The sequence below is a fragment of the Magnetospirillum sp. LM-5 genome, assembly GCF_902729445.1.
Lineage (GTDB): Bacteria > Pseudomonadota > Alphaproteobacteria > Rhodospirillales > Magnetospirillaceae > Magnetospirillum.
In genome coordinates this window covers 1-13,538 of record NZ_CACVCE010000047.1, presented here as the reverse complement: position 1 = coordinate 13,538, position 13,538 = coordinate 1, and the positions used below count along the sequence as shown (strand labels likewise).

Below are 13,538 nucleotides of genomic sequence, written 5' to 3'. Positions count from 1 at the left end.
CGTTGTATCGCCCCGGCACCGGGACCATGTGGATTCTGACCAACAAAAGCCGACTGGCCTGACGGGCTGGGGGCGGCAACAGGAAGAAGCCGATGTCGTTGCCTGCCCCCTTGCTTGTCGGCCGCTGGCGACATTCCCACGAGGAGGATCTCGGCGGCGACCGGGTTTTCCGCCGCGAGGATTTCCCGTTCCCGCCGTCCCGTGGGCGGCAGGGGCTGGAATTGCTGGCCGGCGGCGACCTGGTCGCCGACGAGATCGCCGCCACCGACGGCACCGATCAAGTCGCGGGTCGTTGGTGGCTGGACCCTGACGGCCGGCTTTGGCTTGAAATCGCTGGCCGGCGCACAAGGATGCAGTCGCTGGACCTCGGCGAGTTGGAGCAGGGACGGTTGGTGCTGCACCCGGTATGACCTGCTGCCCCAAGGGGTGATTTTGCGCTAAGCTGCGCCATGCGGCCCGTCCTGACCTTGTGCCTTGCCGAAGTGCTGACCATGCTGGGGGTGTTCGCCTTCCCGGCCCTGCTGCCGACGTTCTCGGCCCAGTGGGGCCTGACCGCCACCCAGGCCGGTTGGATCGCCGGCATCCATTTCGCCGGCTACGCCATCGCGGTGCCGGTCTTGACCGCATCGACCGACCGCATCGACGCCAAACGCATCTACATGATCGGGGCGCTGTTGGCGGCCCTGTCCTGCATGGGCTTCGCCCTTCTGCCCGGCGGCTTCTGGACCGGCCTGGCCTTGCGCCTGATGGGCGGGGCCGGATTGGCCGGCACCTATATGCCCGGCCTGCGCGCCTTGGTCGATCGAACCGGCGGCCCGCGCCAGACCGCCTGGATCAGCTGGTACACCGCCAGCTTCTCGCTGGGGACCTCGGCCTCGTTCCTGGCGGTTGGCGCCGTGGCCGAGCTGTGGGGCTGGCGCGTTGCCTATGGATTGTCCGGCCTGGCGGCGCTGGCCGCCCTTGGTCTGGTCGGGCTGGGCCTGAACAGGGTGACACCCGCCCAGGCCCCCGCCATCCCCGGGGCGCTGCTGGATTTCCGCCCGGTCTTCGCCAATCGCGCGGTGATGGGCTATGTCCTGGCCTATTTCGCCCATACCTGGGAATTGTTCGCCCTGCGCAGCTGGCAAGTGGCGTTCCTGACCTTCGCCCTTGCGGGTGCCGCGCCCCAGCCTTCGGCCTGGGCTTCGCCGACCGCCATCGCCACCTGGTCGGCGCTGGCGGCGATGGCGGCCAGCATCTGGGGGGGCGGCCTGGCCAGCCGGGGCCAGCGCGCCCGCACCTGCGCGGTGGCCGGAGCCGCCTCGGCGGTGATGGCGCTGGCGCTTGGCTTCCTGGCGCCCCTGCCCTATCCCTGGCTGGTGGCGGCCATCCTTCTTTATAGTGCGCTGGTGCAGGTGGATTCGGCGGCGCTGACCACCGGCGCCGTGCTGATCGCCGAGCCCGGCCGGCGCGGCGCCACCATCGCCGTCCATTCGCTGATCGGCTTCACCGGCGGCTTCCTGGGGCCGCTGGCCTTCGGCCTGGTGCTGGATATCGCCGGCCCCGACCGCACCCTTGCCTGGGGGCTGGCCTTCGCTTGCGTCGGACTGGTAGCGGGACTGGGACCACTGATCTTATGGACACGCCGCCATATCCTTGCCACGAAGCACGACTAAACGACGGGGCCGAAACGTGCTAAGAGCCAGTTCGCCATGATCGACCAACTTGCCCATCCCGAGCTGACCGCCACCGCCATCGTCGCCTTGGCCGCCCTGGTGTGCGGCGTGGTGATGGCGCGCCTGAAGCAGCCGGCCATCGTCGGCTATATCCTGGCCGGCGTGGTGCTGGGCCCGTCGGGGGCCGGCCTGGTCGCCAACCGCGAGGCGGTCACCACCCTGGCCGAGTTCGGGGTGCTGATGCTGCTGTTCGTGGTCGGCATCGAGCTGGATTTGCGCCGTTTCATCCAGGGCTGGAAGGTGGCCCTGTTCGTCACCCTGGTCCAGATCGCCGGCTCGGTCGGCACCGCCCTGGCGCTTCGCCCCCTGCTGGGCTGGAGCTTCGGCCTGGCGCTGGTGCTGGGCTTCGCCGTCGCGGTGTCGTCGACCGCGGTGGTCATCAAGATGCTGGAAAGCTCGGGCGACGACGACAGCACCGTCGGCCGCGTCACCGTCGGCATCCTGATCGCCCAGGACATCGCCGTGGTGCCGATGATGCTGGTGCTGGGCGGCGTCAGTCGGGCCGGAATCTCGCCGCTGGACGCCGGCAAGGTGGTGTTCTCGGTGGCCTTCCTGGCCGCCTTGTTCTGGCTGCTGGTCAACCGCCGCCTGCGCCTGCCGGTCACCGGAAGACTGGCCCGCCATGTCGAACTGGGACCGCTGACCGCCCTGGCCTGGTGCTTCGGCGCCGCCGCCCTGTCCGGCCTGATGGACCTGTCGCCGGCCTATGGCGCCTTCCTGGCCGGGGTGGTGATCGGCAATTCGTCGCAGCGGGAATCGATCCTGAAAAGCGCCGAGCCGGTCGGCAACGTGCTGTTGATGGTGTTCTTCCTGTCCATCGGGCTGCTGTTGGACTTCGCCTTCATCTGGAAGAATCTGGGGACCGTGCTGCTGCTGCTGCTGATGGTCACCTTGTTCAAGACGGCGCTGAACGTCGCGGCGCTGCGCCTGACCCGCCAGGATTGGGGCGCCGCCGTGCTGGCCGGCGCCGCCCTGGCCCAGATCGGCGAGTTCTCGTTCCTGCTGGCCGAGGTCGGCAAGGCCAACCGGCTGATCACCGGCGCCGAGACCAAGCTGGTGGTGGCGGTGGCGGTGCTGTCGCTGGCGCTGTCGCCCTTCTGGCTGTTCACCATGCGGCGTCTGCACCGGGTCGCCGAGGCCAGCAGCCTGAAGGCCCTGCTGGGCGCCGTCTATGGCCGCGCCGCCCTGCCGCCGCCGAAGGGGCCGTCCCCCCGGGAGCTGTCCGATGCCTGATCTGTCGCTGGAGACAGCCCTGGGCGGCATCGTCTGCGGCATCGACGAGGTCGGGCGCGGCCCGCTGGCCGGGCCGGTGGTGGCGGCGGCGGTGATCCTGCCTGCCGCCATTCCCGCCCTGCTGACCGCCGAGTTGGACGATTCCAAGAAGCTGAAGGCGGCCAAGCGCGAGGTGCTGGCCGCCCTGGTGCTGGAAAGCAGTATCGTCGGGATCGGCCTGGCGTCGGTCGCCGAGATCGACCGCCTGAACATCCTGCAGGCCACCTTCCTGGCCATGCGCCGCGCCCTGGATGGTTTGGGGCGCCCGGTCGAGGCCGCCCTGGTCGATGGCAACCGGCCGCCGCCCCTGCCCTGCGCCGTCCAATGCGTGGTTGGCGGCGATTCGCGGTCCTTGTCGATCGCGGCCGCCTCGGTGGTGGCCAAGGTCCATCGCGACCGCATCATGGCCCAACTGGCCATTGAATATCCGGATTTCGGCTGGGACAGGAATGCCGGCTACGGCACCCGCCAACACATGGAAGCCCTGGCCCGCCTGGGCCCAACCCCGCATCACCGCACCAGTTTCGCGCCGGTGGCGCAAAAGGCGTTGTTCTAGACTTGGGGTCCGCTTTCCCCTATCCCATATCTAGATAGGGATACTCGCAGCGAAGCAGGAATGCCGCACCGGTCGGAAAATCAAGAACACGCGTCCCGGCGCCAGGTTTGGCGCTATGCCGCCCTGTTGGCCGTGATCTGGACCCTCCTCGCCGGCATCTCGCTGGTGTGGAATATCGAACGCCAGCATGAAGTCTCGCTGCAACTGGCGCTGAACACCGCCCGCGATGCCTTCAAGAAGGACCAGGCCTACCGCCAGTGGGCGTCGGAACATGGCGGTGTCTATGTCGAGCCGACCGAGAAGACCCCGCCCAGCCCGTGGATGGCCCACCTGCCCGACCGCGATCTGGTGACCACCGACGGCCGCAAGCTGACCTTGATGAACCCGGCCTACATGCTGCGCGAGATGATGCAGGATTTCGGCCACCTGTACGGCATCAAGGGCCGCATCGTCGGGATCGTCTATCTGAATCCCAACAACAAGGCCGATCCGTGGGAGGCCGAGGCCATCAACCGCTTCTCGACGGGCCAGGCCCAGGAAGTGGTCGAGGTCAGCGCCATCGACGGCGAGCAGTACATGCGCCTGGTCCGCCCGATGATCATGCAGGAAAGCTGCCAGAAGTGTCATGGCCATCTGGGCTTTCCCAACGGGTCGGTGCGCGGCGCGGTCAGCGTGTCGGTACCGATGGCCCCCTACGCCGCCGCCGAGACGGCCGCCCACGGCGCCATCGCCGCGACCCATTCCGGTGTCTGGCTGGTCGGGCTGCTGGGAATCGGCTGGGGCGGGCGCCGCGCCGCCGGCCGACTGGGCGAGCGGGCCCGCTCGGCCGCCGAGGCCAGGCTGGCCGCCCAGATGTTCGGCAACGCCTTGGAGGCGATGGTCATCACCAATGCCGACGGCACCATCTTGCGGGTCAACCCGGCCTTCACCCAATTGACCGGCTACGATGCCAGCGAGGCGGTCGGCCACAAGGCCAACCTGCTGCGGTCCTACCACCACGACGATGGCTTCTATGCCGCCATGTGGCAGGAATTGAACGAACACGGCCGCTGGCAGGGCGAGATCATGAACCGCCGCAAGGACGGCAGCATCTTCGCCGCCTGGGAAACCATCGCCGCCGTCGCCGAGCCCGACGCCAAACAGCCCCGGCATTACGTCGCCAGCTTCCGCGACATCACCGAGCAGTTGGAAGCCCAGAAGCATATCCAGCACCTGGCCCATTTCGATCCGCTGACCGACCTGCCCAACCGCGCCTTGTTCCACGACCGCCTGACCCACGCCCTGGCCTTCGCCGCCCGTGACGACCGCAAGCTGGCGGTGTTGTTCGTCGATCTGGACGGGTTCAAGAAGGTCAACGACACGCTGGGCCACCGTGCCGGCGACGAATTGCTGGTCGAAGTGGCCCGGCGCCTGCGCAGCTCGGTGCGCGGCGCCGACACGGTGTCGCGCCTGGGCGGCGACGAATTCGCCCTGATTCTCGAACGCGTCGCCGATTCCGAGGACGCGGTGATGGTCGCCGAGAAGCTGTTGAACGCGCTGCAAGCCCCCATCGTGCTGAACGGCCGCGACATTTTCGTCGGGGCCAGCATCGGCATCGGCTTCTATCCCGACGACGGCGAGGATGCCGCCAGCCTGCTGCAGCACGCCGATACCGCCATGTACCAGGCCAAGGCCGAGGGCAAGGGCCGTTTCCGCTTCTATTCGTCGGACATGACCCAACGTCAGGAACGCCGGCTGGAACTGGAAGCCGGCCTGCGCACCGCCATCGCCGACCGGGTCTTCCAGGTCTATTACCAGCCCAAGCAATCGCTGAAGCACGGCTCGGTCGCCGGCTTCGAGGCTTTGGTGCGCTGGCCGCATCCCGAACTGGGCCTGATCTCGCCGGCCGATTTCGTGCCGCTGGCCGAGGAACTGGGCCTGATCACCCAGATCGACATGCTGGTGCTGGAGCAGGCCTGCGCCATGGGCAAGGCCTGCCTGGAAGCCGGGCACCGCGTCACCATGGCGGTCAACCTGTCCAGCCTGGATCTGAAATCGCTCGAGCTGGTCGAATCCATCCGTTCCGTCATCGATGCCAGCGGCTTCCCCGCCGAACTGATCGTCCTGGAAATCACCGAAAGCTTCGCCATGGAACTGGGCAGCGGCGGCATCGAGGCGTTGGAGCGCCTGGCCGCCCTGGGGGTCAGCCTGGCCATCGACGATTTCGGCACCGGTTATTCGTCCTTGTCCTACCTCAAGCAATTGCCGGTCGGATCGGTCAAGATCGACCGCTCGTTCGTGCGCGACATCGGCACCGACAGCCGCGACACCATGCTGGTCCAGACCATCGTCGGCCTGGCCCACAGCCTGGACCTGTCGGTGGTGGCGGAAGGCGTCGAGATGACCAGCCAGCGCTCGATCCTGCGCGACCAGGAATGCGACGAGGCCCAGGGATACCTGATCGCTCGCCCCATGCCGTGCGGCGATGTGCTGGCCTTCCTGGGTGAATACGCGGCGGCACCGTCCCGGTCAAACTGATCTCTGGAGATTCGGGTCGCCAGAAATCTCTCCCAAAAGGAGAATTAGTTTGACTCATGCACAATTTGGTTGAAAGCTTCACGCCATCAAACTCAACTGGATGGGGTGGCGATGCTTCTCGCGAAATTCGTTCAAGGCGATTCCGGCTTCACCGCCGTCCCGACCAACGAGGTCATAACCGTCAACATCGGCTCGCGGCTTCGCCTCCAAGGGGAGATCGAAGTTACGGACCAGTGGGGCCGCATTCTGTGCCGGCAAAACCTAGTCAACACCCACTCCACGATCACCGGACTGAGGACCGTTGACACCACCTCGTGCAACAATACTCAACGCGGCAGCTTCACCGCCGACATCAACCTCGCGGCCAACCCGGTCGTTTTTTCACCCGTGTCGGAAGGGCCGGGGCAGTTTTCCATGACCGGCACCGGCTGCACCGCCTACGCCCAGGAGGCGGTCAAGGTTGGATGCGACATCGCCGTTCGCGCCAGCCAGTTCAAGAAGTTAACCGGGAATGTCTATCCCCCCGTCGTCGTGAATGGCTACCTTGCCTTCGAGAAGGAGAACGGGTCCCAATCGACTATCGGCTTCGGCGATATCGTCAACAGCGGCACCGTCGCCGGTGATTTCGGCATCCTCCAGCTCGTCACCAGCAGCCGGCGGTACGCCGATTTGTCGAACGGCACTGTTCAATACATCGCCGATTTCGCCGGAAACAGACTGGACGACCTGAGTGGGGTGACGATCGCGCCGCTGATGCGAGACGTTCTGCCGGGGACCACGTGCTCCGTGACGCTGCAAGACAGCCCCTCGATTTACCTCGTCCGCTACTGGAAGCAAGGAGAGAAAAAGATCGAAATCAGGTCTTTCACCCTGGACGACATGTTCGTTGCCTATTTGATGTATCGCGCCCACGAGACCGATGCTCAATGGGTGCCTCTGGCCAAAGTGGGCTGGTCGGTTCGCGGCAGAGCGAAGTTACCGGACGAGCAGGAGAAGTCGAACAAAAAGTGGGTGGTGGACTCGGCGTACACCCGCCTCACCCAGCCGACCACGGCCGTGCTCTTCCCAGAACCACCCACATGGAATGGCACCGCCCAAGGCAGTGTGCTGGCTGAAGTGCCGCAAGGCCAAGACTATTATGAGGCCAAAGCCCATGTCCCAGAGGGGTGACGCCTGGAACCGGCAGGCCGCCGCCCTGCAAATCTTAATTATTTATTGATTCCAACGGGTTCTTGACAGACTCTGCCATTTGACTCAAATTGGCCGAATGTCTCTGCCACTCGACACCATCCTCGAGGGCGATTGCATCGCCCAGATGGAAGCCCTGCCCGCCAAATCGGTGGACCTGGTTTTCGCCGACCCGCCCTACAACCTGCAGCTGGGGGGCGAGTTGCTGCGCCCCAACAACAGCCGTGTCGACGGGGTCGATGACGACTGGGACCGCTTCGCCAGTTTCAAGGATTACGACGACTTCACCCGTCGCTGGCTGGCCGCCGCGCGCCGCCTCTTGAAGGATGACGGCGCCTTGTGGGTGATCGGCAGCTATCACAACATCTTCCGGGTCGGCGCCGCCCTGCAGGATCTGGGCTTCTGGATGCTGAACGACATCGTCTGGCGCAAGTCCAACCCGATGCCCAATTTCCGCGGCACCCGCTTCACCAACGCCCACGAGACGTTGATCTGGTGCGCCAAGTCGGCGGAAAGCCGCTACACCTTCAATTACGACGCCATGAAGGCCCTGAACGACGACCTGCAGATGCGGTCGGACTGGACCATTCCTTTGTGCACTGGCTCGGAGCGGCTGAAGGATAACGGGGCCAAGGTCCATCCGACCCAGAAGCCCGAGATGCTGCTGTACCGGGTGTTGATGGCGACCACCAAGCCGGGCGACGTGGTGCTGGACCCGTTCTTCGGCACCGGCACCACCGGCGCGGTGGCCAAGAAGCTGAAGCGTCACTTCATCGGCCTGGAACGCGACCCCGATTATATCGCCGCCGCCAAGGACCGCATCGCCAAAACCCGTGCCGTCAGCGAATTGTCGTTGCTGGCGACGCCGTCGAAGAAGTCGGAACCGCGCATCCCGTTCGGCACGGTGGTCGAACGCGGCCTGCTGGAGCCCGGCACCATTCTTTACGGCAACGGCAAGGACACCCTGACCGCCAAGGTCCGGGCCGACGGCACCTTGATCAGCGCCGACCATCGCGGCTCGATCCACAAGGTCGGCGCCCTGGTGCAGAACGCGCCTGCCTGCAACGGCTGGACCTTCTGGCACCTGCGCCAGGGCGAGGACCTGGTCCCCATCGACGTGCTGCGCCAGAAGATCCGGGCCGAGCTACACTGATTCGCCAGCCCCATTGTGGTTGACGAGCGCCACAACAGCTTGGTCGAAGTGACCGCACTGCCGCCTCAAACGCCCATGACCCTGAGCGTGGAGGCGACAGAACTTCTCGCGGCGCTTCGGATCTTTGTCGATCTCAGTCGCAATGCCCGTCGGCCGTCGTTCGGAAAGCAAGACCGCATCCATGAATGCCCGGTTCAGTTCGTCTCCGCGCAATCGTTCGACATTGTCAGGATGATCTCGAAACGCGGCCAGACACCAGGTTTCGGTTGATTCCACTGCAGGAACCAGAAGATGACGGCGGGTGTCTGCGTCACTGCACGCGTCCAACCGGGCCCAACGGGCGAGGATGTTACACACGACAGCTCCGCGGTCAGCCGGTTCGGCGGGCGGGATTACGGTCATACCATGCGCATGAAACATTCTGGTCTGAAAACCGGGCTCATCAAGGATATCCGCGTCCATCTGGATGAGCATGACGTCGCACGCCTTGGCGTGCAGATCATGCATGAACAACCCGCCACGCAAAAACTCCCTCACCCGCCGGTCCGGTGGGTTTCTCAATAGCCACTGCTCGATATTGCCCCAGCCGGCATGAGCCCCGGCAGCCTTGCCATCCATCTCGGGTTGGATGTCGATGATCTCAGCGTCTACACCCTCTGCCGTCAGGCTGGCACCGACGAAGGCGCGAATCACGACGAAATCCGTTGGTCCCTCGCAGATGATCCCGATGCGCAATCTGGTCTTGCTCATAGCGCAGGCGCCTGTACCCCCAGGGCACCGCGAATATCGCCATCAATCCACATCTGGCTGAGCTTGCGCCCTTCAAAAGCGCGAGCCCAGTCTTCTCGAGACATCCCCGACGCAGGCTGAAGCCGGGTGGCCACCGTATGGCCCTTCTCGTTGCGCTGAACCACAAAAACCCGTTGGTCGTCGTCGAACAGGTCGAAGGCATCCAAGGATGTCGGATTATGACTGGTCAGGAACACCTGCGACGGCCCGATGGCCAGCCCCGACTCCACCTTACGCTTGGCACCATCGACCACCGCCTTGATCAGACTCTTGGTCAGGGCCGGGTTAAGGGCGTTATCAAAGCTATCTAGCGCGAAGATCGGAGGCGCCTCGGAATGCCCCAGCAAGACGGCAATAAACAGAAGATAAAGCGTGCCTTCACTGGAATCATAGGCCGACAACTTGTTCCGGCGCATATTCATGAATTTGTCGGTGAAAAACAGACTACGACCTGCATTGGGCACGACCTTAGTCGAGCGCTGGCGAGCATTAAGCGCTTCAACCCCGACAGATGACGTCCAGCCAGGCAACCAAACAAGGTTCATGGCCTCCCGTGCTTGGACGCTACCTTCGTGATATTGTACCAGCAACGAATCGACGGCCGCGCCAAGCCCCTCACCATGCAATCCAACCGGCGGCGACTCGACGATGCCGGTCTGGGTTTCACGCAAGAACTCAGTTTGCGGCGCGTATATCGCATAACGCGACAGGGCATCGAACTCGTCCTGCATGGGCCGCGGAAAATCAAACGCGCTGCGGGTCTGGTCCCAGATGCTCCGATGAAGGTCTAGAGTGCGGGCAATCCTCTTCCCCATAACGGTTGGACCGTTCCTGCTGCGCCCGAAAACCTGATGCCCTTCGACCTTGCCCTTTTCCGAAAAGGTCTCAAGGGCAGTGTGACGATCACTGGCCGACAGCTCCAACGCGTACTCAACCTCACCAGTAAACTCGGCTTCCAGTCGCAAGGTCGGCGGCAGATCGGAGTTCTTGAACGCAGATTTCATCATTGCGGGCGGCGTCAGGCGCACACCTTTACGCGAAAGCTCGGAATCTTGGACTCCTCGATTGAGCGCCGCAGCGATCAGACCGATTGCTTCCAAGATGTTCGACTTGCCGGCACCATTGCCACCGATGAAAAGATTCACCCGCCCGAAGTGAAGCTCTTCACCCTTCAGCGATTTGAACCGTTGTATTTTGATGCGCTCTAGCATACGGGACAATTCCGATGGGTTCGACTCTGGGAATAGCACATGAAGAGGCAATCACCAACCCGAGGAAGTGGTTAAACTGAGATCATCCGCCCCATCTCGGCGGCGAACATCTGGAACCGCGCCCGGTCGTCACCTTGCGTGCGCTCGGCCCACTGGGCCAGCACCGGCGCCTGCGCCGCCGCCACCGCCTGCTTGTCCACCTCGGGCAGGCGCTTCAGAAGCGTGGCGAAACCCAGCACCATGTCGCCACCCATCGGCTTGGCCGCCAGCTTGACCAATCCGTCCAGCAGTCCCGGCGTGATCGGCAGCATCTGTTCCGCGTAACGGCGAAGCACCGGCCCGTCGGCCTGGATCGCCGCCAGTTCCGCCTCGAAATCCTCGCGCTGGGCGATGCGCTTGCCTTCATAGACCAACGGAGCCGCCGCCGACACGTCGCACGCCCAGCCCGGGCGCGGCACCAGCAAGTGGTCCTGGTCGCCTTCTTCGCGCCAGGCCAGGAACGGCATCGCCTTGCAGCGTAGCGGCTTGGTCGCGTGGATGGTGCACAATCCGTCGCTGCCCAAGGCCGGGCATTCCATGGCGGGCGGGATGAAGGCGACCGGGGTGACGCGCACCGCCAGTTCCTTCTTGCGCCCCAGATCGACGGTCACCCCCAAGCGCTTGGTGGCGGCAAAGGCCTTGGCGCCCGGCTTGACCGGGCTGAAGGACACCGCCAGCGGGAACAAATCGGCATGTGCCAGGGCGTCTGGGATGGTCAGCGCCAGCCGGCCGGTGCAGCATTTGCCGCAGGCGGTGCAGGCGAAATGCCGGTCAGCCACCGCAGCACTTCTTGTACTTCTTGCCCGACCCGCACGGGCACGGATCGTTGCGGCCGACCTTGGCCGCCTGGACCGGCGAGGATTTCGGGTTCATCTGGCCGTCGGCATAAAGCCAGCACCCATTTTCCCGCCGAAAGCTCGCCAGTTCGTGGTGGGCGTGGACCTGGCCGCGGACTTTGAAGCGGGCGACGTACTCGACGCCGCCGGTATCGTCGCCCTCGGCCCCGCCATAGGTGGCGCGCACCTCGAGTCCCAGCCCGCTCAACCCCTCGGATGAAGCGGCGACTTCGGCCTTGTCGAACTCGGCCTGCTTCTCGGGCGCCAGGGTCCGCGCAAGGAAATCCATGTCACGGCGGACGAAGGCGGTGTAGCGGGCCCGCATCAGGGCCTCGGGCGTCGCGGCCGAGCTGCCCTGGATGATCGGGCCGCAGCATTCGTCGAAGGCCTTGGGCAGGCCGCAGGGGCAGGTGGTCATCGTGATCCTCGTGTGCGAATTCGGCCCCAAGATAGCATCGCCGCGCGCCCTTCGCATTGACCTTGCGGCGCGGCAAGCTTAGGTTCTCGGGTTCTTCTTACCAGGATGCATGCCCATGTCCGACTTGTCCCAGCTCGCCCGCTCGTCCACCGCCTGGCCGTTCCAGGAGGCCCGCGCCCTGCTGGATGATCGCCTGAAAGGCACCGTCCCGGACAAGGGCTATGTGCTGTTCGAGACCGGCTACGGCCCGTCGGGCCTGCCCCATATCGGCACCTTCGGCGAGGTGGTGCGCACCACCATGGTCCGGAACGCGCTGAAGGTCATCGCGCCCGACCTGCCCACCCGCCTGTTCGCCTTTTCCGACGACATGGACGGCCTGCGCAAGGTCCCCGACAACATCCCCAACCAGGACATGATCCATCCGCACCTGGGCAAGCCGCTGACCGCCATCCCCGACCCGTTCGGCACCCATGAAAGCTTCGGGCATCACAACAATGCCCGGCTGCGCTCGTTCCTGGACCGCTTCGGCTTCGATTACGAGTTCCAGTCGGCCACCGACTGGTACCGTTCGGGCCGCTTCGACGACGCCCTGCTGAGGGTGCTGGCCCATTACGACGAAGTGATCAACGTCGTGCTGCCGACCCTGGGCGAGGAACGGCGCAAGACCTATTCCCCCTTCCTGCCGGTCTGCCCGGAAACCGGCATCGTGCTGCAGGTCCCGGTGATCGAACGAAACGTCGCCGCCGGCACCATCGTCTATCAAAGGGAAGACGGCAAGAAGGTCGAGACTCCGGTCACCGGCGGCGCCTGCAAGATGCAGTGGAAGGCCGATTGGGCCATGCGCTGGACCGCGCTGGGCGTCGATTACGAGATGAGCGGCAAGGACCTGATCCCGTCCTTGGAGCTGTCGTCGAAGATCTGCCGCATCCTGGGCGGCAAGCCGCCGATGAACCTGACCTACGAACTGTTCCTGGACGACCAGGGCCAGAAGATCTCCAAGTCCAAGGGCAACGGTCTGGCGGTCGAGGATTGGCTGAAATACGCCCCCCACGAAAGCCTGGCCCTGTTCATGTACCAGAAGCCCAAGGCGGCCAAGCGGCTTTATTTCGACGTCATCCCGCGCTCGGTCGATGACTGGCTGACCTATCTCGCCAAGTTCGAGACCGACGAGACGCAAAAGCGCCTGGACAGCCCGGCCTGGCACATCCACGACGGCCAGCCCCCGCACGAGAACACCCACCTCACCTTCTCGATCCTCTTGAACCTGGCGAGCGTGTGCAATTCCGAGGACAAGGCGGTGCTGTGGGGCTTCATCCAGCGCTATGCCCCGGGCGCCAGCCCGGCCACCGCGCCCATCCTCGACCGTCTGGTCGATGGCGCCGTCGCCTATTACCGCGATTTCGTCAAGCCGACCAAGACCTATCGCCTGGCCACCGCCGACGAGGCCGCCGCCTTCGCCGACCTGGAGGCGGCCCTGAAGGCCCTGGCCGCCGACGCCAGCGCCGAGGACATCCAGAACGCGGTCTACACGGTGGGCAAGCGCGACGCCTTCCCGGAACTGAAGGCATGGTTCAAGGCCTGCTACGAGGTGCTTCTGGGCCAGGACCAGGGCCCGCGCATGGGCAGCTTCATCAAGCTTTACGGGATCGACAACACCGTCGCCCTGCTAAGCAAGGCGGCCCGGGGCGAAGCCCTGGGCTGACCGGCCGGCCGGCTTGGTTCCGCGCCGGCAACCAGAACAAAACATGATTGACGGCTTCGCCGTAGCCGCGCTATAAGCGATTTCGTCACCGCCTCACCTGCGCCCGGATCGAACCCTCGATCCGGGCGTTTCGCTTTTTCCC

12 protein-coding genes are annotated in these 13,538 nt (G+C 64.8%); 8 read left to right on the top strand and 4 right to left on the bottom strand.

All coding sequences use genetic code 11. The annotated features are described in order from the left end of the window. Positions 1 to 92: 92 nt before the first annotated feature. The 7 genes from MTBLM5_RS15020 to MTBLM5_RS14990 all read left to right on the top strand — a co-directional run bounded on the left by MTBLM5_RS15020 (position 93) and on the right by MTBLM5_RS14990 (position 8,401). The gene (locus MTBLM5_RS15020; protein ID WP_173976888.1) at positions 93 to 410 is read left to right on the top strand and encodes a hypothetical protein; all 318 of its coding nucleotides are present in this window, start codon (positions 93 to 95) and stop codon (positions 408 to 410) included. A 39-nt stretch (positions 411 to 449) separates the two neighbouring features. Beyond that, positions 450 to 1,655, top strand: a complete 1,206-nt coding sequence (locus tag MTBLM5_RS15015; RefSeq protein ID WP_173976887.1) for a nitrate/nitrite transporter — start codon at positions 450 to 452, stop codon at positions 1,653 to 1,655. A 36-nt stretch (positions 1,656 to 1,691) separates the two neighbouring features. Continuing rightward, positions 1,692 to 2,948, top strand: coding sequence for an iron transporter MagA (gene magA / locus MTBLM5_RS15010; protein WP_173976886.1), 1,257 nt, complete (start codon positions 1,692 to 1,694; stop codon positions 2,946 to 2,948). Continuing rightward, positions 2,941 to 3,543 carry a ribonuclease HII gene (locus MTBLM5_RS15005; RefSeq protein ID WP_173976885.1) on the top strand — a complete coding sequence of 201 codons (603 nt, stop codon included), beginning with the start codon at positions 2,941 to 2,943 and terminating at the stop codon, positions 3,541 to 3,543. The genes magA and MTBLM5_RS15005 overlap by 8 nt, the downstream gene beginning before the upstream one ends. Positions 3,544 to 3,675: 132 nt before the next feature. Next, the gene (locus MTBLM5_RS15000) at positions 3,676 to 6,060 is read left to right on the top strand and encodes an EAL domain-containing protein (protein WP_254431079.1); all 2,385 of its coding nucleotides are present in this window, start codon (positions 3,676 to 3,678) and stop codon (positions 6,058 to 6,060) included. Between the two features lie 69 nt (positions 6,061 to 6,129). Next, positions 6,130 to 7,230 carry a hypothetical protein gene (locus tag MTBLM5_RS14995; RefSeq protein WP_217425041.1) on the top strand — a complete coding sequence of 367 codons (1,101 nt, stop codon included), beginning with the start codon at positions 6,130 to 6,132 and terminating at the stop codon, positions 7,228 to 7,230. Between the two features lie 97 nt (positions 7,231 to 7,327). After that, positions 7,328 to 8,401: a site-specific DNA-methyltransferase gene (locus tag MTBLM5_RS14990; protein ID WP_173976882.1), complete on the top strand. Its 1,074-nt coding sequence runs from the start codon at positions 7,328 to 7,330 to the stop codon at positions 8,399 to 8,401. On the opposite strand, the gene MTBLM5_RS14985 is transcribed toward MTBLM5_RS14990, so the two are convergent. From MTBLM5_RS14985 to MTBLM5_RS14970, 4 genes are all read right to left on the bottom strand, one after another. Beyond that, positions 8,393 to 9,151, bottom strand: a complete 759-nt coding sequence (locus tag MTBLM5_RS14985) for a hypothetical protein (protein ID WP_173976881.1) — start codon at positions 9,149 to 9,151, stop codon at positions 8,393 to 8,395. The genes MTBLM5_RS14990 and MTBLM5_RS14985 overlap by 9 nt on opposite strands. Beyond that, positions 9,148 to 10,401 carry an AAA family ATPase gene (locus MTBLM5_RS14980; RefSeq protein ID WP_173976880.1) on the bottom strand — a complete coding sequence of 418 codons (1,254 nt, stop codon included), beginning with the start codon at positions 10,399 to 10,401 and terminating at the stop codon, positions 9,148 to 9,150. Before MTBLM5_RS14980 ends, MTBLM5_RS14985 begins: the two co-directional genes overlap by 4 nt. 71 nt (positions 10,402 to 10,472) lie before the next feature. Further along, complete coding sequence (locus MTBLM5_RS14975; RefSeq protein WP_173976879.1) at positions 10,473 to 11,219, bottom strand: YkgJ family cysteine cluster protein; 747 nt, start codon at positions 11,217 to 11,219, stop codon at positions 10,473 to 10,475. Further along, the gene (locus MTBLM5_RS14970) at positions 11,212 to 11,694 is read right to left on the bottom strand and encodes a YchJ family protein (RefSeq protein WP_173976878.1); all 483 of its coding nucleotides are present in this window, start codon (positions 11,692 to 11,694) and stop codon (positions 11,212 to 11,214) included. Before MTBLM5_RS14970 ends, MTBLM5_RS14975 begins: the two co-directional genes overlap by 8 nt. Before the next feature lie 115 nt (positions 11,695 to 11,809). On the opposite strand from MTBLM5_RS14970, the gene MTBLM5_RS14965 reads away from it, so the two are divergent. Further along, a complete protein-coding gene (locus MTBLM5_RS14965) occupies positions 11,810 to 13,396 on the top strand; it encodes a lysine--tRNA ligase (protein ID WP_173976877.1) in 1,587 nt (528 codons plus the stop codon). Positions 13,397 to 13,538 lie beyond the last annotated feature (142 nt).

Bases quoted from the DNA above. Each gene is read 5' to 3' on its own strand.
- MTBLM5_RS15020 (WP_173976888.1), top strand. From the start codon at position 93: ATGTCGTTGCCTGCCCCCTTGCTTGTCGGCCGCTGGCGACATTCCCAC.
- MTBLM5_RS15015 (WP_173976887.1), top strand. From the start codon at position 450: ATGCGGCCCGTCCTGACCTTGTGCCTTGCCGAAGTGCTGACCATGCTG.
- magA (WP_173976886.1), top strand. From the start codon at position 1,692: ATGATCGACCAACTTGCCCATCCCGAGCTGACCGCCACCGCCATCGTC.
- MTBLM5_RS15005 (WP_173976885.1), top strand. From the start codon at position 2,941: ATGCCTGATCTGTCGCTGGAGACAGCCCTGGGCGGCATCGTCTGCGGC.
- MTBLM5_RS14990 (WP_173976882.1), top strand. From the start codon at position 7,328: ATGTCTCTGCCACTCGACACCATCCTCGAGGGCGATTGCATCGCCCAG.
- MTBLM5_RS14985 (WP_173976881.1), bottom strand. From the start codon at position 9,151: ATGAGCAAGACCAGATTGCGCATCGGGATCATCTGCGAGGGACCAACG.
- MTBLM5_RS14980 (WP_173976880.1), bottom strand. From the start codon at position 10,401: ATGCTAGAGCGCATCAAAATACAACGGTTCAAATCGCTGAAGGGTGAA.
- MTBLM5_RS14970 (WP_173976878.1), bottom strand. From the start codon at position 11,694: ATGACCACCTGCCCCTGCGGCCTGCCCAAGGCCTTCGACGAATGCTGC.
- MTBLM5_RS14965 (WP_173976877.1), top strand. From the start codon at position 11,810: ATGTCCGACTTGTCCCAGCTCGCCCGCTCGTCCACCGCCTGGCCGTTC.